The organism is Metabacillus sp. RB-C-LZQ-3-1 (assembly GCF_058315175.1).
Map to the genome: position 1 here is coordinate 272,135 of NZ_JBZFLI010000006.1, position 22,284 is coordinate 294,418.

The window sequence follows — 22,284 nt, forward strand, 5'->3', positions numbered from 1 at the left end:
AAAAATGGATCAAAAAGATAAAAAAGAAAAAATTATGGAGAGATTTCATTACTCCGCAGATACAATTATTGAAAAACCGTTTAACTGGCAGCAAATGTGGAGATTGCTTAGGTATTTAAAACCATATTCAAAAACCCTGCTTCCAGGAGCATTTGTTGCAGTATTAATATCAGCACTTGTCCGATTGATTGCACCAATTTTAATAGGAAAATACACTCTCGATTATGCCATTGCCAACAAAGATATTAATTTATTAACCATTTTAGTTTTGACAATAGCGGGGCTCTATATCTTATCATATATTGCAAATAAATTCCGGATTAAATGGATGAATATGCTAGGACAAAATGTTATTTATGATATTCGGAAGCATTTATTTACACATGTTCAAACCTTGTCACATCGATTTTTTGATCAACGATCAGCGGGCTCTATTCTTGTTCGAATTATGAATGATATTAATTCACTACAAGAATTGTTTACAAGCGGGGTTATTAATCTATTAATGGATTTTATCCTCTTAATTGGAGTAGTTGCTTTATTATTTACACTAAGCCCGGAACTTACTCTAGCGATTTTAATTATTGTGCCACTGATGTTTTTCATTTCTACAAGCTTACGTAAAAAAATACGTCGCTCTTGGCAAAATGTTAGGTTAAAGCAATCCAAGCTAAATTCACATTTAAATGAGTCTATTCAAGGAATCCGAGTGACACAATCTTATACACAGGAAAAGGAAAATATCGAATTTTTCGATGGTGTTAATACCGAAAACTTTCGTGCATGGCAGAATGCCACAAAAAGAAATGCGATGTTTACACCGATGGTGGAAATGACGAATGCGATTGGGACCGCAATCTTAGTTGCATACGGTGCGAGTTTAATAGCAAATGAATCAATAACAATTGGTACCTTCGTATCATTTGCATTTTACTTAGGCATGTTTTGGGAGCCTATTTCAAGATTAGGCCAGGTATATAATCAACTGCTTATGGGAATGGCTTCATCTGAACGGATTTTTGAATTTCTTGATGAAAGACCTATTATTGCTGAATCTAAAAGTCCAATTCGTTTAACAAATATAGAGGGGAAAATTACATTTGAATCAGTTGAATTTGCATATGATTCCTCTCGAAAAGCTTTACATGAGATCTCCCTTACAATTGATGCAGGTCAAACAGTCGCACTTGTGGGGCATACAGGTTCTGGAAAAACGACAATTGCAAATCTGATAAGCCGTTTTTATGATGCAACTTCTGGTACAGTAAAAATTGATGATATCAATATTAAGGACTTATCAATTCAGGAACTAAGAGCACAAATCAGTGTAGTTCTTCAGGATACTTTTATTTTTTCTGGAACGATTATTGATAATATACGCTTTGGTCGTCCAAGTGCTTCTGATGAAGAAGTAATTGAAGCAGCAAAAGCGGTTGGGGCAGATGATTTCATTAAGAACTTATCTAATGGGTATTTTACCGAGGTTGAAGAGAGAGGGAATGTCTTATCTGTAGGTGAAAGACAACTTATTTCATTTGCTAGAGCATTGCTTGCAAATCCACGTATTATCATTTTAGATGAGGCAACAGCTAGTATTGATACTGAAACAGAAGTGAAAATTCAGCATGCCTTAAGAACACTTTTAAAGGGAAGAACTGCGATCATGATTGCTCATCGTCTCTCTACGATTCGAGAAGCGGATAATATTATCGTCCTGGATCACGGTAACATCATGGAACAAGGAAATCACCAGCAGCTAATGGAGAAAAAAGGGATTTATTATGGCTTAGTGAAAGCACAATTTAATATGTTAGAGGTAGGGTAAAAAAGGCGTCCACCGGACGCCTTTTTTCTTAATATTTGAACATTATATAAAATATGATCCTATCTATTTACATTACTTAAAATTAGAGATATTATTCTCTTTGGAAGTAAAGTCTACTTTTAAATCCACTAATTATTGGAGGCACAACAGGAAAATGTGGGTCATAACCTTATATGATGAAGAGAATATTAAAATGTACGAGTTTGATAATGAAGAAGAGGCCAAACAATCTCTGAAGAAAATGAAAGGTAGAACAATTCTCTCGCATGTTGTCTATTTTAACGATCAGATTTTAGAAGCTGTTCATCCATAAAAACATGATGCTGGCTCCCTTTGCAAGGGGAGCCAGCTTTTTTTGTACTATCTGTAAGAATTTTTGATTACTTAAATAACACACATTTAAGTAACAAAAAAGAATTTTAAGATAAAAAGTTAGAAAACAGTTACAAGGAAGAAAAGTTGTACTACAATGGAAAAAGGATATTAAAACGCTTCCAAATCTTTTGAGGTAAATGATGAAATACATAAGTTGTTTTAATATCCCCTTTAAAGGTAAAAGATACGGAGGTCAGAGATGTCACAATTAAGTAATGCTAGCACAAACATTATTATTCGATTGCATTTTCAGAAAAACTTAATTACGTTTAGTGAAATTGCAAAAGTTATAGGTGAGGTTGGCGGAGATATAATCGGAATTGATGTGATCTCTACTAGTAAAACACAAACAGTCCGTGATATCACGATCACAGTGAAAAATCAGAAGCATGGTCAAAGTGTAATGGATGTACTTGGGCTGCTAAAAGGTGTAAAGGTTATTTCGGTTTCAGATCGTACGTTTCTTTTACATCTTGGAGGCAAAATTGAAGTTACACCGAAGAATCCTATTAAAAACAGAGATGACTTATCAAGAGTTTACACACCAGGAGTTGCACAGGTTTGTCATGCTATAGCAGATGAACCACAAAAAGCTCACTCATTAACGATTAAAAGAAATACGGTTGCTGTTGTTTCGGATGGTACAGCAGTGTTAGGGCTTGGTGATATTGGTCCGTTAGCTGCAATGCCAGTTATGGAAGGGAAAGCTATGCTATTTAAACAGATGGCTGATGTGGATGCTTTTCCGATTTGCCTTGACACAAAAGATCCAGATGAGATCATCAGAATTGTCAAAGCAATTGCACCTGCTTTTGGTGGCGTTAATTTGGAGGATATCTCTTCACCAAGATGTTTTGAGATTGAAGAAGCACTTAAAGCTGAATTAAATATTCCTGTTTTTCATGATGATCAGCATGGAACAGCTGTTGTATTATTAGCAGGACTTTATAATGCTTTAAAGTTGACAGGCAAGAACATAAAAGAAATTAAAGTTGTGCTGAATGGTGTGGGAGCTGCAGGGACAGCTTGTGCGAAAATGTTGTTAGCTGCAGGTGTACGTCAACTTATTGGAGTTGATCGTATGGGAGCCATTAACAGAAATGAGACATATGAAAATCCAAATTGGACAGCTTTTGCCCAAATAACCAATCCTGATAACCTTAGCGGTTCACTTACAGATGTTATAGAAGATGCAGATGTGTTTATCGGAGTATCTGCCCCAGGAGTATTAACGGTCGAGCACTTACAATCAATGGCAAAGGACCCTATAGTATTCGCATTGGCGAACCCTGATCCGGAAATTGATCCTGAAATAGCAGAGCCATATGTGAAGGTAATGGCTACTGGAAGATCTGATTTTCCAAATCAGATTAATAATGTTCTATGCTTTCCAGGAATTTTCCGAGGTGCATTAGATTGTCGTGCTTCTGAAATCAATGAAGAAATGAAAATTGCAACTGCGAAAGCTATTGCGGATGTTGTTTCAGACGATGAGTTAAGTGAAACATATATTGTACCTAGTGTCTTTAATCAAAAGGTTGTGGAAAAGGTTCGAAAAGCAGTGGTAAAAGCAGCTCATGAAACGGGTGTTGCAAGAAAAGATATGTATAAAGAAGAAATTTTACAAGAGAATAAATAAGTAGAACTCTTAAGTCCATATTCTGTATAACCACGGCTTTGTAGGTTATATGGGAGATGGTACTTAAGAGTTTTTTGTATTGTGGAAAACACATGTTGAACAGATCGAATGGTTTGACTGTATTGCAGATGTATTTATTTTAGAAAATTATGTTTTAATAAATTTTTTCAAATAAACTCCTATATTATGAAACTATTTCCAATTCCCCTCGTATTAGTAAATGAAAATATATTTTGGAGGGATTACTCGATGGACCAAGAAACAATACAAACAAAAAAACCGTCATTATTTGGGATGATTTTTCAACCAGAGGAACAATTTGAAAGAATTCGTGAAAAACCAGTTATTTGGCTACCGTTAATCATTATATCATTACTAGGTACTGTCATAGCAGTACTAGCAGCTTTCAATGTCGATTATTCAACAGTTCCGGGAATGGAAGGAATGCCAGCTGACCAAATCGAATTATCAAAAATGTTTGGGATTATATTTGGTGGTATTGGTGCATTATTTGGTACGCCAATAGGATTTCTAATTTTCGGTGGAATATTATTTGGAATCACAAAAATAGCAAAATCCCCCGTTACATTTAAGCAGATGTTCTCATTAATTATTTTTACTAGCATTATTTCTACAATCGGGCAATTATTAAACCAACTTATTATTTATGCGATCGGTTCAGATCCGACGGTCATGTTAACAAGTATAAATAGTTTTATAGGAGCTGAAGGAGCTCTTGGGGCAGTACTAGGAGCGATTGAAGTATTTAATATTTGGTATTATATCTTACTGGGATTAGGACTTGTCAAAGTAGCGCAGCTATCTAAACCGGCAGCTTATACCATTACAGTTATCTTCTTTATTTTAGGACTTATCGTGGCCGCAGCTTCTGGAGCTTTAGAGGGGCTGACCCAATTATAATGAAGAAAAAAATATGGATTTCAATTGCTGTCGTGACGTTAATTGCACTTTTGGTTGGAGTAAACATCTATAAGGCTTCTAATCAAGATGTTCTTTCAGTTGAAACTTCGACTGTGAAAGAACGTGAACTAACCGGGAATGTGATGGTTCCCGGCACGCTCTCTTTAAGTCAAGAGAATTTTGTTTACTTAGTGCCTGAAAATGGCGAGGTAACGGAGGTTCTTGTTAATGAGGGGGATAAGGTGGAAGTAGGAACTCCTTTATTAAAATATGAAAACGAGCAGTTACAATTAGAGAAAGAACAAAATGGACTATCTTTAGAATCTTCCTATTTACAAATCAATCAAATAAAAGATCAAATCAATGATTTAGATGCGAAAGAAAAGGAGATAAAGGAGCAATTAGGTGAAAAGGAGGCCAAAAAGCAAGTCGATAATGAGCGTGATCAACTCAAAACTGATTTAAAGAGGGCGGACCTTGAAGCAAGACAGATACTTCTTCAAAAAGAAACGATTGAGAGTAAGCTGGAAGATTTAGTGGTGAAAAGTGAAATAGCTGGGACAGTTCTATCCATAGATGAGGATGCACGAAAAGGTATCTCTCAATCACCTATCTTACATATAGGAAATTCTGAAGAACTTGTTGTCAAAGGAACAATTTCAGAATATGACTCTTTAAAAATAAAAGAAGGGCAATCAGTTACATTAAGATCTGATGTTCTTACGGACAAGGAATGGAAAGGAACAGTAAAAAAGGTCAGTTATTTACCTGTACAAAATGAAAATGCGATTAACAATGAAGAAACAGCCGTTCAATATTCAATCGAAGCTTCTATTGGAGATCGCAATATCGAGGCAAAACCAGGATTTAAGCTAATTATGGATATTGAGACTGAAAAACGCTCAGCCTTAGCAGCTCCTTTAGAAGCAGTAAAACAAGATGGGGAAAACTATTTTGTCTACATAGTTGAAAAAGGAAAGGCAGTCCGTCAAGAAATCGAAATAGGATCAGCAAGTGATCAATATATGGAAATCATATCAGGTCTGGAACCAGGCTCAAAAGTCATCATTAATCCTTCAGAAGAAGTTCGAGATAACTTGGAAGTGAACGAAAAATGATTGAGTTAACATCTATTACGAAAAGCTATAAAGTAGGTCAAGATATATTAGAGGTGCTAAAAAGTATTAATCTAACAATAAAACATGGAGAGTTTGTTGCTATTATGGGCCCATCAGGCTCAGGTAAGTCTACTCTAATGAATGTAATTGGTTGCTTGGATAACCCCTCTTCAGGAACATACTTATTAGATCAAGAGGATATATCAACATATAATGATGAAATGCTTGCAAAAGTACGAAACCTCTCCATTGGTTTTGTTTTTCAACAATTCCAGCTATTACCTAGATTAACGGCATTAAAAAATGTAGAACTTCCAATGGTTTATGCAGGCTTCAAAAAGAAAGAGAGAGAGGAACGAGCTAAACTAGCACTTGAGAAGGTTGGCTTGGCTGAAAGAATGAATCACTTACCAAATGAGTTGTCAGGTGGACAAAAACAACGCGTAGCGATTGCCAGATCGATTGTGAATGAGCCAAAGATTATTCTGGCAGATGAGCCAACAGGTGCACTTGATACTAAAACAAGTATTTCAATAATGGAACAATTTACAAAGTTAAATAAAGAAGGCACCACTGTCATCCTTGTCACACATGAACAAGAAGTTGCTGAGTACGCAAACCGAATTATCACTGTTAGAGATGGGATTATTCTCTCTGATGAAGAGCGGGGGAGATCGTAGATGAGTTTAATAGAAAATCTTAAAATGGCATTAGGCTCAGTTCTCGCTCATAAATTGCGTTCCATATTAACAATGTTAGGTATCATTATTGGTGTTGCATCAGTTATTCTTGTTGTGGCCATAGGGCAAGGTGGAGAACAATTGTTGAAAACATCGATCACAGGTCCAGGAAATACAATTGAAGTTTATTATGAACCAAGTGAAGAAGAACTGTTATCAAATCCAAACGCCTACATGAATGCTGCTTTTACCCAAGATGATGTCAATAAATTAAATGAGATACCTGAAGTGAAAAAGGTAGTTGCTTCTTCAACAGAATATTTTCAAACAAGATACCGAGAAGAAACAACTGATACTAGTGTTTATGGAATCAATGAAGCTTATATGGAAGTGAATAAACTAACCGTTCAGTCCGGAAGAAACCTTTTGGAAAGTGATTATATTGGAGGAACAAGAGTAGGGATCATTAGTGCTGAACTTAGTACAGAATTGTTCGATGATAAGTCTGCTTTAGGAGAAGTCATTTGGATTAAAGGTCAGCCAATAGAAATTATTGGCGTCTTAGATAAACCTACCGGCCTATTTGCATTTGGGGCAATGGAAGTTTATATCCCTTGGAATACTTTTCGAAACTCGTTTGGTCATAATGAATACAACCAAATAACGTTACAAGCAATTAATGCGGATGTGATGAAAGAAGTTGGTGAGAAAGCAACAACTCTTTTAAATACTGCCCACAATACTGAAGATTCATATAAAGTCTTTAATATGGAAGAAATGGCAGAAGGAATTGGCCAAATTACAACAATTATGACATTAATTATTGGTTCCATCGCAGGGATTTCGCTTGTTGTTGGCGGAATAGGTGTAATGAATATTATGCTTGTTTCGGTAACAGAAAGGACAAGGGAAATTGGTATTCGTAAGGCATTAGGAGCAACAAAACGTCAAATTCTAACCCAGTTCTTAATTGAATCTGTAACCCTTACGCTTATCGGGGGAATTTTTGGTATTATTTTAGGTGCTGTGGCAGCCAATATCGTATCCATCTTTGCTGGGTGGCCGCCACTAATCTCATGGGAAGTTGTCACAGGAGGATTACTATTTTCGATGGTAATAGGAATTGTATTTGGTATGCTTCCTGCAAACAAAGCTGCCCGGTTAAGTCCGATTGAATCTTTACGATATGAATAAATCAGAAGAACCTCACTAATCAATCTATTTGGTTTAAGTGAGGTTTTTTGTTGTGGAATTTTAAAAGTATTAGAAAGTTTAAGATAAACCTATTTCAATATAGGGAATATTTTGTTAATTCTATCATGTGATTGTTTTTGATTGATATAAATTAAATAAATGATAAAAATGATAGTTTTCGATAATTTATGATTGATTTTGACTGAAAGTGACAGTATAATAAATTGTAAGCAATTGATGTATTCGCTTACAAGAGGTTGGAGAGTGCTGATATATGGTAACTCCTGATCATTCCTGTTTAATAATAGATTTTCAGTATGAAAGACACTAAATCATTATGGATGAATGAAGAAGTACATTATCCAAAAAATATAGTAATAAAGGTAGTGAATTCATGATTTATACTGTTACGTTAAATCCATCAGTAGATTACATTGTTAGACTAGAACAACTTGAATTAGGATCTTTGAACAGAATGTCTGAAGATTCTAAATTTCCTGGTGGTAAGGGAATTAATGTTTCACGAGTAATGAAACGACTAGGTGTAGAATCAAAGGCAATAGGTTTTTTAGGTGGTTTTACCGGTGCTTTTATTGAAGACTTTTTAACTACTGAATATATCCATCATCGTTTTATTAAAGTATCAGGTGATTCACGGATTAACATAAAATTAAAAACAGATGTTGAAACTGAAATTAATGGCTTAGGTCCAAGTGTTTCTGATGAGCAATTAGAACAATTTTTACAACAATTTGAACTAATGAATCATAACGATATTGTCTTACTAGCAGGTAGTATCCCTGGAACATTGCCATCATCCATTTATAAGAGAATTATAGATATCTGTAAAGAAAAAGAGATTAAAGTGGTTGCAGATGTCTCAGGGGATGCTTTGAAAGAGGTTGTGTCCGAAAAGCCTTTCTTAATTAAGCCAAATCATCACGAATTAGGTGAATTATTTAATACAACTATTGAATCGGTTGAGGAAGCACATGGATACGCGAAAAAGCTAGTTAATCAGGGAGTTCAACACGTCATTGTTTCTCTTGCTGAAAAGGGTGCGTTACTAGTTACAGGAACAAGCAGTTTTGTTGCAAATGTTCCAAAAGGTAAAGTCTTGAATTCAGTCGGTGCAGGTGATTCTGTTGTTGGGGGCTTTTTAAGCGCCTATTCAACAAACCAGCCTATTGAACAGGCATTTAAGATTGGGGTAGCTTCAGGAAGTGCAACAGCTTTCTCACTTGAACTTTGTACAAAAGAAAAAATAGAAGAGCTATTACCTCAAATAGAAGTGAAGAAGATATAGAGGGGGAAATAAAATGAGAATTACAGAGATATTAACAAAAGATACAATTACATTAAGTATCCAATCATCAACTAAAAGTGATGTTGTAAAGGAATTAGTAAAAGTTTTAGACCGTGCTGGAAAACTATCTGATAAAGCTGTATACGAACAGGCCGTGTTAGATCGAGAGAAGCAAAGCACAACTGGAATCGGTGATGGTATTGCGATTCCGCATGCTAAAACAAGTGCTGTGAAGGAACCAGCGATTGTATTTGGTCGATCAGTTGATGGTGTAGATTATGAAGCATTAGATGGTCAGCCTAGCTTTTTATTCTTTATGATTGCTGCTCCAGAGGGTGCAAATAATACTCACCTTGAAGCATTATCAAAATTATCCAGTATTTTGATGAAGCAAGAAGTAAGAGATCAATTATTGGCAGCTAAAACACCTGAAGATGTGTTGGGTATTATTGATAAATACGATGTTCAAGAGGAAAGTGAAGAAGTAAAGGATACAAATTCAGGGAAAATTCTTGCGGTAACTGCATGTCCAACAGGAATCGCACATACGTATATGGCTGCGGATGCTTTAAAGGAAAAAGCAAAAGAGTTGAATCTCTCAATTAAAGTTGAAACAAATGGCTCAGGTGGAGCGAAAAATGTATTAACTGCAGCTGAAATTGAAGAAGCTACAGCGATTATTGTTGCAGCAGATAAACAAGTTGAAATGGAACGTTTTAAGGGAAAACATGTTATTATTGTTCCTGTAGCGGATGGAATTCGTAAAACAAAGGAGCTTTTAGATCGAGCTGTTAAACAAGATGCACCTATTTATAAAGGAAATGGTGAAGGAAGAAAAGAGGAAGGTGGAAGTGAAAGAACAGGTTTTTATAAACATCTAATGAACGGTGTTTCAAATATGCTCCCATTTGTTGTTGGTGGCGGTATTTTAATTGCCCTATCTTTCTTATTTGGAATCCACGCATCAGATCCTAACGATCCTTCACATAACGTTTTTGCTGAAGCATTAAATACAATTGGTGGCGGTAATGCATTTGGTTTAATGATTCCGGTATTAGCCGGATTTATCGCACTAAGTATTGCTGACCGTCCTGGTTTAGCACCTGGTATGGTTGGTGGATTTATGGCTGCTCAAGGTGGAGCTGGTTTCTTAGGTGGTCTAATTGCTGGTTTCTTAGCTGGGTACATTGTTGTTCTCTTAAAGAAAGTTCTATCAGGACTACCTGCTTCGTTAGAGGGAATTAAACCTGTATTGCTATATCCTGTGTTAAGTATTTTTTCAGTTGGTATGATTATGTTCTTCGTTGTTAACAAACCAGTAAGTGCGCTAAATGCAGGAATTAGTGATTTCTTAGGTGGTTTAGGTACTGGCAACTTAGTACTTCTTGGATTATTATTAGGCGGAATGATGGCAATCGATATGGGTGGTCCTATTAATAAGGCTGCTTTCACATTCGGTATTGCTATGATCGATGCAGGAAATTTTGCTCCACATGCTGCTGTTATGGCAGGAGGAATGGTCCCTCCATTAGGAATTGCGTTGGCTACAACGTTATTTAAGAGCAAGTTTACTGAGCGTGAACGTCAATCAGGTATTACATGTTATATTATGGGTGCTTCTTTCATTACTGAGGGTGCGATCCCATTTGCAGCATCTGATCCAGGTCGTGTGATTCCTTCCGTTGTGACGGGATCAGCTGTTGCTGGAGCTTTAGCAATGTTCTTTGGAAATGGTTTACGTGCTCCTCATGGTGGTGCATTTGTTATCCCATTAGTAGAAGGTAATCCATTATTATATCTACTTGCTATTGTTATTGGTGCAGTTGTGACTGCAATTATGCTAGGAATTTTGAAAAAACCTGTTAATCAATAAAATATAAAGCTGATTTGATTCGAGTATTTGAATCAAATCAGCTTTTTTTTGGTTAGAAATCTTAAAAGTAGGGTACATTCTAGTAATGGCTCTAATAATCAAATGGAAAGGTGGAAACAAATCATGTCAAAACCATTATTTACATCATCGGCAAAAGCTGTTGGGGGAAGAGATGGAAGAGTAGAGTCTTCCGATGGGAAAATTAACATGAAATTGGCAATGCCGGGTTCCCCTCAGGCCAAAGAACATCCTGATGCAACAAACCCTGAACAATTATTTGCTGCTGGATATTCAGCGTGTTTTGATGGAGCTCTTCAGCTTATCGCGAAAAGAGAAAAAGTTGATTTTAAATCTGAAGTAACGGCTAATGTATCTCTACTTAAAGATGATTCAGATGATGGCTTTAAGATTGGGGTTACCTTACAAGTAAAAGGGACAGGCATTGAAAAGGAAAAGCTTAAGGAACTGGTTGAAAAAGCTCATGAATTTTGTCCTTATTCAAAAGCAACAAGAGGAAATATTAATGTAGATCTTGAGGTTGTTGTGTAATAAATAAAACATTTAGAAGCAAGCCCTTATAAAGATATGATGGCAGGGCTTGCTTTTATGGGGTTTATAACCCGATTTTTTTAGGTTTATTAAATTTTCTTTCATAATAAATCCCAAGGCCAATGATTATAGGTGTTATGATGATCGTTGGTAAAAACCACAGTAAGATATTAATAGAATCGATATTCAGAAGTCTTGGAGCCCCGAATACTGTAAAAGCCGTAATTGTAGAAATACAACAAGCTAACATGCCGGAAAAATGTTCAAACCACCAATGCATTTTTCGGGTTGGTTTTTTAAACCAATAAAGAAGCTGGATTATTCCTAATGAAATTCCTACCATTGGAAACCAAGTTAATAACTGAGAAGATTGACTAAATCCATAGCAGCTAATTCCGATTCCTGATCCTAGTAAAAGCATTGGATAGCCAATATCAAGCAGATGGGTATGACGCCCTTTTCTTTTTTTAAATTTTAATACTCGAATGCCATAGTAAGCACTAGCGGAACTTAAAATACTGATAAAAATAAGAAACCATGAAAAAGAGATCACATCGGTTGATGATGTTGTATCGAGGAAAATACGATAAATCCCCATATAAAAAGCACTAATAGCAACAACAATCATACCAGATACATATATCCATCCAGAGATGAGATGAAGTTGCCCGCCTTTTTTAGTCACAATAGGTATCCAAAATACAAATAATGCGACAAATCCTCCAATTATATGCAAAAATCGTATTATATAAAATAAGGTCTCCATATAATTTTTTCCTCCAATACTCTTTTTTCCAATACATTCCTATTTTAGGGGGATCACCCAGAAAAGATAAAGCATTTTTTAAAAATTTAACAAATAGCCCTGTAAAGAGGTATAATAAGGAAGAGGATTGAATTTAGGAGGACTATTTATGTCACAAACAGAAACTGAAACAACTAAATCCAAAATATGGGAATGGACTAAGGCCATCGTTTTAGCTGTAGGGTTAGCGATGATTATAAGGTTCTTTTTATTTGAGCCATATCTTGTAGAAGGCTCATCTATGGATCCAACATTACATGATGGTGATCGTCTATTTGTAAATAAAACATTAAAATTTATTGGAGAAATTGAAAAAGGGGATATCGTCATTATTGATGGTAAAGAAGAAGATATTCGGTATGTTAAACGAATTATTGGTTTACCTGGTGATAAGGTCCGTGCAGAGGAAGGACAAGTATATGTGAATGGCCAACTCATAGAGGAACCTTATCTAGCTGAAAACCGTGAAGAAGCCGAGAAGTTAGGGATGGTTCTAACAGGAGATTTTGAAGAGATTGAAGTACCAGAAGGAAGCTATTTTGTTATGGGAGACAATCGACTAAATAGTATGGACAGTCGGAATGGCTTAGGGCTCATTGAATCAAGCCGTATTTTAGGTAAGTCTGAATTCATTTTTTATCCATTTGATCATTTTCGTAAAACAGAATAATACATAATGCCGTTGCTCCCAAGCTTCGGCTCTTTTTATGATATTTTTTTGTAACATTTTATTTTTCTATCCGTCTACATCTAAGAGATTACAACAAGGGAAGTGTTGAGAGATGAAAAGGTGGATGGTGATCGTTTGTTCATTTTTACTAGCTATCATTATTGGTGGTTGCAGTAGTCATTCAAGTGAGGAGAGTCAAGCGGATCAAAGTAATAGTGCACCCCAAAATCATACAGGACCAGAGATAGCGGCTGAATTAGAAAATAAGGAGGAGGTTTCTTCAGATCGTGGTGAGACAGTAAGTTCTGAAACAAAAACCACTCAGGCAACTAGTACAAAAGATCGGATGGTCATTTATACAGCGAATCTTTCTATTCAGGTTAAAAGCTATGATGAAACATTAGCTTTCATCCAAAAAGAACTTCGAACATTAGATGGATATATCGTTAATTCAAACTCATATTCAGTCGAAGATGATTCAACTGAAGGGACGATTACGGTTAGAGTTCCTCAGGAACACTTCCAAGCATTTTTAAAGACCGTTGAGAATGGAAGTACAAAGGTAATAGATGAATCAATTAATGGTCAAGATGTGACAGAAGAATATGTTGATTTAGATTCGCGATTAAAATCAAAACAGGTGGTTGAAAAGCGGTTACTAGAGTTTATGGAAACCGCAGAAAAGACAGAGGATTTATTAAAAATATCAACAGATCTTGCAAAAGTTCAGGAAGAAATTGAACAACTAAAAGGCAGAATGAATTATTTAGATAACCAAGTAAATTTAGCAACGATATCCATTTTTATAAATGAAAGTAAAGTAAATGTTCCAGATCTTGAAAATAATGAATTAAACACATGGAAAGAAACTAAAAAACAATTTATGGAGACACTTAATTTCGTTTTACGGGCAATCTCTTCATTCGTAGTGTTTTTTATAGGCAGCTTGCCAGTTCTATTCATATTAGGTGGCATACTTATTGTTATTTGGTTTATTTTGAAAAGAAAAAGAAAGCAACAAAAGCAACCACCTAAAAATACAGAGGAATAAATATATTAATCAGTTGCTAATATTGTTAAGATAAGCATCGTAATAAAAACACTGCCACTTATTAAAGCAACACTTACTAGTATTGAGAGCTTTTTATTCTCAATATGATAGTGTGGAAGAATTCGTTTCAATGACAACGTGATGATAAAGTAAATAAAGATTACTCCAATAATAAATGTAATTCCATTGGATTGAAAGCCAAGAAATGCAAAGTAAATTCCAGAAAAAAAGATAAGTAAACAATATTCAATTAATGTATGTAATTTCATGCTGGTACTCCTCATATAGTATAGATAATCTATTTTACCATAGTTGGATTAATTATTTAAGTGAGGAGGTCATCTTCCATTTAGAACGTTCTATTCAAAATTAAAAGGAAAAAAGGAGAGATATACAGAAGATGTGGATAGACTGTAGGGATTAGGAGGAAAAGATGAATTATTTACCTGATCATTTTGTCAACACAATCAAATCCATTCATAAGGAGAAGGGAGATACATGGTTAAAGCAATTTGATCATTTAAAGAGTTATTGTGAAGAAAAATGGGAATGTCAAATTCTGCAGCCTTATGAGTTGTCATATAATTTTGTTGCTCCTGCAGTTAAAATAGACGGGAGTTATATCGTTGTGAAATTAGTTGTACCGAACGGAGAAGGTATTATCCAAGAAGTGGAGGCTTTAAGATATTTTCAGGGTAATGGAATGGTTTCATTACTAGATGCTGAAGTAGAAAAAGGCATTATGATTTTAGAACATATTTCACCAGGCGAGAAGCTTTATTCCCTACCTGATGATAAAGAGGCTACCTTGATCATGGCATCAGTAATGAAAAAATTATGGATTGAAGCTCCCACTGTAAACACTTCTTTTGAAACGATCTTTCAAAGAGAAGAAGCGTTTAAAAAAATTCGCCATCTTTATAAAGATGGGGTTGGACCTCTTACAGCGCGTATATTGGCTGAGGCTGAAGAAATATTCTCTATGTTAACAAGATCAATTGATAAATTATTTTTGCTTCATGGTGACCTTCATCATCACAATGTTTTATCTGTAAATGATCAAACATGGCTTGTAATTGATCCGAAAGGCTTTATTGGAGAAAAAGAATATGATATTATTCAATTTCTTTTGAATAAAGTCCCATCTGAGAATCTGTTAGAGGTTATAGAAAAACGGATTGATATTCTAGTTGAGCAATTGGATTTAAATAAAGAGAGGGTTATTTTATGGGGTTTTTGCCATTCCATCATAAGTTTATATTGGAGTATTGAGGACTTTGGGAAAGTCTGTGATGATACATGGAGAATGTTTAAAGTGTTTGAATGTCTGAAACAAAAAAGGCTATCCAATAAATAAACAATCTTATTGGATAGCTTTTTTCGTCTTTGGATGTTAAGAATTGTTTAAAAAAATGTTAAAGTTAGAGAGTTAACAACTATTTTATTAAAAGGAGATTGATGATGAATCAGAATTTTATAAAAATGACGGAAGGGAAAAATACACATAAGAGATATATTAGTTCTCTTCTTGTTATATTAGCTTTTATGCTTATATTAGGTTCATTATTCTACATAATCGCTTTAATTATAGGTGAAATAATAAACCCTGGTCTCCTCGATATCGAAACAGGACTAGTAACAGATCCCCTTGTTGATCTATATTTATTGCATCTTCAAAGCATTTTATTAGTTATAGGATTATTTATTGCTGTTAAATTTATTTTAAAAAGAAGATTTATTTCGCTTATTACACCTGCTGATAAGCTGAATTGGGGAAAAATCGGCTATGGTTTTATTGTATTTCTTATTATCCTCATCATTTTTTCGTTGCTTGATTTTGCTATCTTCCCGCATGAATACCACTTAAATGATTTTAATCTGACAAGGTTCATATGGTTATGTGTTGCTGTTATTTTACTTGTACCGATTCAAACAACTTCAGAGGAATTACTGTTTAGAGGTTTTCTTCTTCAATGGGGAGGGAAATTTACGCAAAATCCATTTATCTTAACATTAATTGTTGGGGGAATCTTTGGAAGTCTCCATTTTTTTAACCCGGAGATGGAATACGGTGCCTTTTGGGTTGCGTTAGATTACCTGTCGATGGGCTTTATTTGGACCTATATTTCAATCAAAACAAATAGTTCCGAATTTTCAATTGGAGCACATGCAGCAAATAATATGTTTCTTTGTTTATTTTTAACAATGGAGGACACTGTTTATGGCGATATTCCTTCTTTGTTTGTAACCACAAATGTAAATGCAATGATTTCAACAATAACAACAATTGTAACGGGGATTATCTTTTCTATCATAGTTTTTAGAAAAAATAAAAGTACTGGATACTGATAAAAGCGTGCCATCGTGCACGCTTTTTGACATCATGAACTCATGACCGCTTTTTTAGAATGTGCTCGATCATTGTCAAATGAATCGATGCCCATGCCTTTTCACGGAAATGTAAAATTACGCTAATGATTAAAACGGTCAAATAGAATGTAATAAAAATAAAAAAGGGAATGCTTCCGTTTTTAAATAAAAACTCCTGTAGTTGTTTGGAGAAAAGAAACAGCAGCCAAGGACCTGCTGAAACAAAAACTGGAATCATCCCCATTCCATTCTTTTCCTTTAAAATTCTATAATATATTTTCTCTAAAGTAGGGGTTTCGATCTTTTCATAAAATGTTTTCATTTCAGCAATCTCTCTTAATTCATCTAATTCGTGTAATGATTCACCGTCATCAGTTATCTTTTTAAACTTTAAGTACAATTTATGTGCGTCCCCACGAGTTGAAAACAAGAATAAAATACCTCCATTCCATACATAAAATCGTTTACAAATTTTCAGTGAACTATACATGAAATAGAGGGATAAAGCAAAAGAACAATAAATTGGGGAAGAATTAGGTATATTCTTGATTATGTGGTATGCTTGAGGTAACCATTTAATACTTGTAGCAACACTTCGACCACTCATTTATGAGTGGCTTTTTTATACCCGCTGTTTATAAAAAAAGAAGGCCTCTAAATTAGAGACCTTCTTTATTAAAAAGAGTTAATTATAATTTAACAACATTAACTGCTTGAAGACCGCGTTGACCTTGCTCAGTTTCAAAAGAAACTTTTTGACCTTCATCTAAAGATTTAAATCCTTCGCCTTGGATAGCTGAGAAATGTACGAATACGTCGTCTCCACCTTCAACTTCGATGAATCCGAAACCTTTTTCTGCGTTAAACCATTTTACTGTACCTTGTTGCATAATTTGTTGCCTCCCGTGTGGAATTACCACAATTTATTACTATCCTTGCTCAATTAGATATCAAAGGCGAAAAGTTTAAACCACTTATTCTTTCCTTACAGACCGAACAAAAATAATTCTTTAATAGAATAACAGATAATGGTGAAAAAAGCAAATGAGGATTGAGGGAAAAACGAAATTTCTTATTTTGCCCATTTCAGAAAGGACAATAGTCCATTTCTATATTATTGAATATTAGTATAAAGATTAACATATTTGGGGGGAGTCATAGTGTATTATCAACAATATCCATATGAGATGGAGCGCCAGCCGAGGCAACTTGCTTGGCATGAAACATTAGAGCTGCATGAGCTAGTAGCATTTTCTTCCATTGGTTTAATAAAACTAAAAAAAGGTATTGGAAAAATAAAGTGTCCAACATTAAGGTCTATCTATTCGCAATCGATAGGTGAACTTGAAAGGAATATAAAGGAGTTATTACAATTTTATCCTCTAGCTCCACGCGATGGAGATGAAGTTAGAGATCTGGATAAGGCTTTTTATGCGGGTGATTTACTTGCCTTCACTAAAACAGCTGTTAGAAATTACGCTGTAGCCATAACTGAAACTGCTACACCTGAATTAAGAAACGTTTTAGCTAAGCAATTACAATTAGCTGTTAATAGTCATGCGAGAATTTATAATTATATGTTAGAAAGAGGTTATTATCCATCTTATAATTTACAAAAGCTTTTAAATAATGATATTAACCTTGCACAAAAAGCGTTATCCATGTAAAAGGAAAGGGCATCCATGAAGCAAATGGATGCCTTTATTACATATCATACGTTCATTAGAGTTACCTAATCAATCGTATTAAACAGACGATCACCGTACTGTTACAATGAAGATTCAGTTTGGACGGTTTCTTTGTATCCATTGCGATCACTAGGATTATCCATTATAATAGGCATGTTCATAAAAGTGTATATAGTAGAGAAAAATACTAACTTTTAAAGAAATAGGGTTACAACCCTTTATTATTTTAAAGAAATAGGGTTACAACCCTTTATTATTGGAGGAGTTCTATGATTCAAGTAACAAATGTTAGCTTACGATTTGGTGATCGAAAGCTTTTTGAAGATGTAAATATTAAATTTACTCCAGGTAATTGCTATGGTTTAATTGGAGCAAATGGTGCCGGAAAATCTACGTTCTTAAAGATATTATCAGGAGAAATTGAGGCCCAAACCGGTGATGTCAGTATGGCACCAGGTGAACGTTTGGCTGTTTTAAAACAAAACCATTTTGAATATGAAGAGTTTGAAGTTCTCAAAACAGTCATTATGGGTCACAAACGTCTTTACGAGGTTATGCAAGAAAAAGATGCGATCTATATGAAAGCAGATTTTACAGATGAAGACGGTATGAAGGCAGCTGAACTAGAAGGAGAATTTGCAGAGCTGAACGGTTGGGAAGCTGAAAGTGAAGCAGCGATTCTTTTAAAGGGTCTTGGAATTAGTGAAGAACTTCATACGAAAAAAATGGCAGAATTAACTGGTGGAGATAAGGTCAAGGTTTTATTAGCACAAGCACTATTTGGACAGCCTGATGTTCTTCTACTTGATGAGCCGACTAACCACCTTGATATCCATGCAATTCAATGGTTAGAGGAGTTTCTAATTAACTTTGAAAATACTGTTATTGTTGTATCGCATGACCGTCACTTCTTAAATAAAGTATGTACCCATATTGCCGACCTTGACTTCTCTAAGATCAAAATTTATGTTGGTAACTATGATTTCTGGTATGAGTCAAGTCAATTAGCATTAAAATTAGGTCAGGAAGCTAATAAGAAAAAAGAAGAGAAAATTAAAGAGCTTCAAAACTTCATTGCTAGATTCAGTGCGAATGCATCTAAATCAAAGCAAGCAACATCACGAAAAAAATTATTAGATAAAATCACTTTAGATGATATTCAACCTTCTTCTCGTCGTTATCCATATGTAAACTTCACACCAGAACGTGAAATCGGAAACGATGTGTTACGTGTAGAAGGATTATCTAAAACAATTGATGGAGTAAAAGTATTAGATAATATTAGCTTTATTATGAACAAGGAAGATAAAATTGCGTTAGTTGGTCGTGATGAGATTGCGATTACTACTTTATTTAAAATTTTAGCAGGGGAAATGGAGCCAGATAGCGGGACATTTAAATGGGGTGTAACGACGTCACAGGCTTATTTTCCAAAAGACAATGGAGAGTATTTCAAAGGTGATGAGCCAACTTTAGTTGATTGGTTGCGTCAATATTCTCCAAATGATCAAAGTGAGAGCTTTTTACGTGGTTTCTTAGGTCGAATGCTATTCTCAGGTGAAGAAGTATTAAAAAAACCAAGCGTATTATCTGGAGGAGAGAAAGTTCGTTGTATGCTCTCCAAGGCGATGTTAAGCGGGGCAAATATTCTTTTATTAGATGAACCAACAAACCACTTAGATCTTGAATCTATTACAGCTTTAAACAATGGCTTAACTGCTTATAAAGGCGCAATGATCTTTACATCTCATGACCATCAATTTGTTCAAACAATTGCAAATCGTATTATTGAAATCACACCTAATGGTATTGTGGACAAACAAATGACATACGATGAATTTCTTGAAGATGAACAAGTTCAAAAGCAAGTAAAAGAGCTTTATGTATAAATAAGTTATTATAATCAAGATCAAGCCCAGCATCTATAATAGTTGCTGGGCTTTTGCCGTTTATTAAGCTTTTATTTCTATATCCGTTAATTGATTTTGTAATGTGATATGATCCAAATTTTCTCCTATAAAGACAAGGGTTTGTTTTCTCTTCATAGGCTCCTTCATATATAAGGGCATGCCATAGGAATATTGGAAAAGAAATGAATCTTCTGAATGACTAAAACGAATATACCCTTTAATACGGAATATGGTATTTGGCATTTCTCTTAAAAACTGTTCGAATTTTCCTAAATCAACTGGTTTTGTAAAAGAATGAACATAGCTCCGTAAATGAAGGTGGTTATGTACATGTGCTTGTTCATGCTGATGCTTTTTGCTGATTTTACTCGTTTGAATTGATGAAAGAGGAATTTTGGCAAACTCAGTCATAAACAGTTTTCCATTTTTATTTAATGATTGAATTTCAGAGATGATCGCAGCTTTTTCATTTTCAGATAAAGAATCGACTTTGTTAATAAGTACAACATCGGCATGTTCAACTTGTTCCATAAGTAACTTACGTAATTGAATGCTGAGACTATCTCGGCTTTGCCATCTTTTCGCATCAACAATCGTTAAAATGGCTCTTACATCAAGGCGGTCAGCGAAAAGCGGGGACAAGCAGGCATCGAGAACCTCAATTGGATGTGCAACCCCTGTTGTTTCGATATAGAGCGCATCAAGGTCATATTCACGGAGCATATTTTCTAATTGTACTTCAAGTTGTCCTTGAATTGTACAGCATACACAGCCATTTAGTAATTCTTTAAGAGGAGTCTCTTCGGGAATCACATCAGAATCTATTGAGACTTCACCAAGCTCATTCATAACAACAGCTATTTTGCGGTCACTCTTTTGTTCCTCTGAAAGTATGTTTTGAAGAAGCGTAGTTTTTCCTGCTCCTAAAAAACCAGATAATATATATACTTCAACTTGCTTCATAAAAAATCTCCTTATCCATGTAAAAACCTTTGTCATATTCTTATTCTTTTGAAAAGGGCTGACAACTGTCAGCCCCATTTAAAAAGTTAAAAAGCCCACGTTCCATTTCTGAAAATGGCTTCTGATGTCCCATCTTCCATAATACCATCAATGTTCATATCTGCTGAACCGATCATAAAATCGACATGTGTAATACTTGAATTTACGCCTACTTTTTCTAATTCTTCACGAGACATTTTTTTTCCGCCTTCTACACAAAATGCATACCCATTTCCGATCGCTAAATGATTTGATGCATTTTCATCAAATAGCGTGTTATAAAAAAGGATGCCAGACTGAGAGATTGGAGAATCGTGTGCAACTAATGCAATTTCTCCTAAATAGTGTGATCCTTCGTCTGTTTCCACAAGCTGTTTTAACACTTCTTCACCTTTTTCCGCTTTTACAGAAACGATTCTTCCATTTTCAAACGTTAAGGAGAAGTTATCAATTAAATTCCCGCTATAGCTAAGAGGTTTCGTACTTTGAACAACCCCATTTACACCATTTCTTAGTGGAACAGTAAATACTTCTTCTGTTGGCATATTAGCCATAAAGAAATTTCCTTTTTCATTTTCGCTTCCAGCCCCAACCCATGTGTGAGTATCGTGAAGTTCAATCGTCAAATCTGTTCCCTCAGCAGTATAGTGAAGCTTTTTATATTTTTTGCTGTTTAAGTACTCTACTTTTGTATGTAAGTTGTCATTGTGCTGCTTCCAAGCTGCAACAGGATCCTCTTGATCCACACGTGTTGTCTTGAATATCGCTTCCCAAAGCTTTTTAACTTGTTGGTCCTCATTTTCATTTGGGAATACTTTTTCTGCCCATTTCTTTGAGGCAGCTGCAATTACAGACCAGCTTGCTTTATCAGCTTGAAGGTAATTTCGGTACTTTGAAAGTGCCATTCCAGCGGCTTTGGTTGAAGCAGCGATTCTCTTAGGATCAATACCACTTAAAAGGTCAGGATCGGAAGATATAATGGACATAAATGCACCATCGTTTTCTGCTAATGTTTCTAATCCTTTAGCTTTCCATTCAGGATAATCTCTTAAAGCTTCTTCAGAAGCTAGTTCAAAGCGAGTTCTAGTGATTACATCATCGCTCCACTCAACATATACATTTCGAGCACCCGCTTCATATGCTTTTTTTACAACTAATCGAACGAAATCAACGACCTCTATTGATGCGTTTATTGTTAAGTTTTGATTTGGTTGGAGATTAACTCCTACACGAACAGCCAGGTCAGCATATTTTTCTAGGTTTTTTTGAAAATTAGTCAAAGTAAACACTCCTTCGTATCAGGAAATA

Annotated in this window: 22 protein-coding genes; 16 read left to right on the forward strand and 6 right to left on the reverse strand. The window is 35.1% G+C overall.

From position 1 onward, the window contains the following. The first annotated feature begins 4 nt into the window (after window positions 1–4). The 10 genes from AC4GZ8_RS12420 (at window position 5) to AC4GZ8_RS12465 (ending at window position 11,480) form a co-directional block, all read left to right on the forward strand. The gene (locus tag AC4GZ8_RS12420; protein ID WP_491082158.1) at window positions 5–1,825 is read left to right on the forward strand and encodes an ABC transporter ATP-binding protein; all 1,821 of its coding nucleotides are present in this window, start codon (window positions 5–7) and stop codon (window positions 1,823–1,825) included. Between the two features lie 154 nt (window positions 1,826–1,979). Then, window positions 1,980–2,138 carry a hypothetical protein gene (locus AC4GZ8_RS12425; protein WP_491082159.1) on the forward strand — a complete coding sequence of 53 codons (159 nt, stop codon included), beginning with the start codon at window positions 1,980–1,982 and terminating at the stop codon, window positions 2,136–2,138. Window positions 2,139–2,399: 261 nt separating this feature from the next. After that, window positions 2,400–3,839: an NAD-dependent malic enzyme gene (locus AC4GZ8_RS12430; RefSeq protein WP_491082160.1), complete on the forward strand. Its 1,440-nt coding sequence runs from the start codon at window positions 2,400–2,402 to the stop codon at window positions 3,837–3,839. A gap of 249 nt (window positions 3,840–4,088) precedes the next feature. Then, the gene (gene yknW / locus AC4GZ8_RS12435; protein ID WP_491082161.1) at window positions 4,089–4,760 is read left to right on the forward strand and encodes a YknW family membrane protein; all 672 of its coding nucleotides are present in this window, start codon (window positions 4,089–4,091) and stop codon (window positions 4,758–4,760) included. Beyond that, entirely contained in the window at window positions 4,760–5,878 is a 1,119-nt protein-coding gene (locus AC4GZ8_RS12440; RefSeq protein ID WP_491082162.1) for an efflux RND transporter periplasmic adaptor subunit, read from the forward strand. The genes yknW and AC4GZ8_RS12440 overlap by 1 nt, the downstream gene beginning before the upstream one ends. Beyond that, window positions 5,875–6,558: an ABC transporter ATP-binding protein gene (locus AC4GZ8_RS12445; RefSeq protein ID WP_491082163.1), complete on the forward strand. Its 684-nt coding sequence runs from the start codon at window positions 5,875–5,877 to the stop codon at window positions 6,556–6,558. The genes AC4GZ8_RS12440 and AC4GZ8_RS12445 overlap by 4 nt, the downstream gene beginning before the upstream one ends. Then, the gene (locus AC4GZ8_RS12450) at window positions 6,559–7,752 is read left to right on the forward strand and encodes an ABC transporter permease (RefSeq protein ID WP_491082164.1); all 1,194 of its coding nucleotides are present in this window, start codon (window positions 6,559–6,561) and stop codon (window positions 7,750–7,752) included. It begins immediately after the preceding gene. A 394-nt stretch (window positions 7,753–8,146) separates the two neighbouring features. Further along, on the forward strand, window positions 8,147–9,058 hold the full coding sequence (gene pfkB / locus AC4GZ8_RS12455) for a 1-phosphofructokinase (RefSeq protein WP_491082165.1): 912 nt from the start codon (window positions 8,147–8,149) through the stop codon (window positions 9,056–9,058). 13 nt (window positions 9,059–9,071) lie between these two features. Continuing rightward, complete coding sequence (locus tag AC4GZ8_RS12460; RefSeq protein WP_491082166.1) at window positions 9,072–10,931, forward strand: PTS fructose transporter subunit IIABC; 1,860 nt, start codon at window positions 9,072–9,074, stop codon at window positions 10,929–10,931. Between the two features lie 123 nt (window positions 10,932–11,054). Continuing rightward, window positions 11,055–11,480 carry an organic hydroperoxide resistance protein gene (locus AC4GZ8_RS12465; protein WP_491082167.1) on the forward strand — a complete coding sequence of 142 codons (426 nt, stop codon included), beginning with the start codon at window positions 11,055–11,057 and terminating at the stop codon, window positions 11,478–11,480. A 64-nt stretch (window positions 11,481–11,544) separates the two neighbouring features. Here AC4GZ8_RS12465 and AC4GZ8_RS12470 read toward each other — a convergent pair whose 3' ends face one another. Continuing rightward, window positions 11,545–12,246, reverse strand: coding sequence for a DUF2306 domain-containing protein (locus AC4GZ8_RS12470; RefSeq protein ID WP_491082168.1), 702 nt, complete (start codon window positions 12,244–12,246; stop codon window positions 11,545–11,547). Between the two features lie 148 nt (window positions 12,247–12,394). Here AC4GZ8_RS12470 and lepB point away from each other — a divergent pair, with 148 nt between their 5' ends. Both lepB and AC4GZ8_RS12480 read left to right on the forward strand, forming a co-directional pair. Next, on the forward strand, window positions 12,395–12,955 hold the full coding sequence (gene lepB / locus AC4GZ8_RS12475; RefSeq protein ID WP_491082169.1) for a signal peptidase I: 561 nt from the start codon (window positions 12,395–12,397) through the stop codon (window positions 12,953–12,955). Between the two features lie 112 nt (window positions 12,956–13,067). Then, window positions 13,068–14,006 (forward strand): DUF4349 domain-containing protein, encoded by a 939-nt coding sequence (locus AC4GZ8_RS12480; RefSeq protein WP_491082170.1) that lies wholly within the window; start codon window positions 13,068–13,070, stop codon window positions 14,004–14,006. 5 nt (window positions 14,007–14,011) lie between these two features. Here the strand turns inward: AC4GZ8_RS12480 and AC4GZ8_RS12485 are convergent, their stop codons facing one another. Further along, on the reverse strand, window positions 14,012–14,275 hold the full coding sequence (locus tag AC4GZ8_RS12485) for a hypothetical protein (RefSeq protein WP_491082171.1): 264 nt from the start codon (window positions 14,273–14,275) through the stop codon (window positions 14,012–14,014). A gap of 164 nt (window positions 14,276–14,439) precedes the next feature. Between AC4GZ8_RS12485 and AC4GZ8_RS12490 the strand changes: the two genes are divergently transcribed. Together AC4GZ8_RS12490 and AC4GZ8_RS12495 are read left to right on the forward strand one after the other, a co-directional pair. Continuing rightward, window positions 14,440–15,363 (forward strand): aminoglycoside phosphotransferase family protein, encoded by a 924-nt coding sequence (locus tag AC4GZ8_RS12490; RefSeq protein WP_491082172.1) that lies wholly within the window; start codon window positions 14,440–14,442, stop codon window positions 15,361–15,363. A gap of 104 nt (window positions 15,364–15,467) precedes the next feature. Further along, window positions 15,468–16,355, forward strand: a complete 888-nt coding sequence (locus AC4GZ8_RS12495; protein ID WP_491082173.1) for a CPBP family intramembrane glutamic endopeptidase — start codon at window positions 15,468–15,470, stop codon at window positions 16,353–16,355. A 40-nt stretch (window positions 16,356–16,395) separates the two neighbouring features. Here AC4GZ8_RS12495 and AC4GZ8_RS12500 read toward each other — a convergent pair whose 3' ends face one another. Both AC4GZ8_RS12500 and AC4GZ8_RS12505 read right to left on the reverse strand, forming a co-directional pair. Continuing rightward, entirely contained in the window at window positions 16,396–16,806 is a 411-nt protein-coding gene (locus AC4GZ8_RS12500) for a hypothetical protein (protein ID WP_491082174.1), read from the reverse strand. A gap of 259 nt (window positions 16,807–17,065) precedes the next feature. Next, window positions 17,066–17,266, reverse strand: coding sequence for a cold-shock protein (locus AC4GZ8_RS12505; RefSeq protein WP_491082175.1), 201 nt, complete (start codon window positions 17,264–17,266; stop codon window positions 17,066–17,068). Window positions 17,267–17,563: 297 nt separating this feature from the next. Between AC4GZ8_RS12505 and AC4GZ8_RS12510 the strand changes: the two genes are divergently transcribed. Together AC4GZ8_RS12510 and AC4GZ8_RS12515 are read left to right on the forward strand one after the other, a co-directional pair. Next, window positions 17,564–18,043 (forward strand): spore coat protein, encoded by a 480-nt coding sequence (locus tag AC4GZ8_RS12510; protein ID WP_491082236.1) that lies wholly within the window; start codon window positions 17,564–17,566, stop codon window positions 18,041–18,043. A 290-nt stretch (window positions 18,044–18,333) separates the two neighbouring features. Next, window positions 18,334–19,953 carry an ABC-F family ATP-binding cassette domain-containing protein gene (locus tag AC4GZ8_RS12515; RefSeq protein WP_491082176.1) on the forward strand — a complete coding sequence of 540 codons (1,620 nt, stop codon included), beginning with the start codon at window positions 18,334–18,336 and terminating at the stop codon, window positions 19,951–19,953. 63 nt (window positions 19,954–20,016) lie between these two features. Here the strand turns inward: AC4GZ8_RS12515 and AC4GZ8_RS12520 are convergent, their stop codons facing one another. Then, window positions 20,017–20,937: a CobW family GTP-binding protein gene (locus tag AC4GZ8_RS12520; RefSeq protein ID WP_491082177.1), complete on the reverse strand. Its 921-nt coding sequence runs from the start codon at window positions 20,935–20,937 to the stop codon at window positions 20,017–20,019. Window positions 20,938–21,023: 86 nt separating this feature from the next. Further along, window positions 21,024–22,256: an aminopeptidase gene (locus tag AC4GZ8_RS12525; RefSeq protein WP_491082178.1), complete on the reverse strand. Its 1,233-nt coding sequence runs from the start codon at window positions 22,254–22,256 to the stop codon at window positions 21,024–21,026. Window positions 22,257–22,284 lie beyond the last annotated feature (28 nt).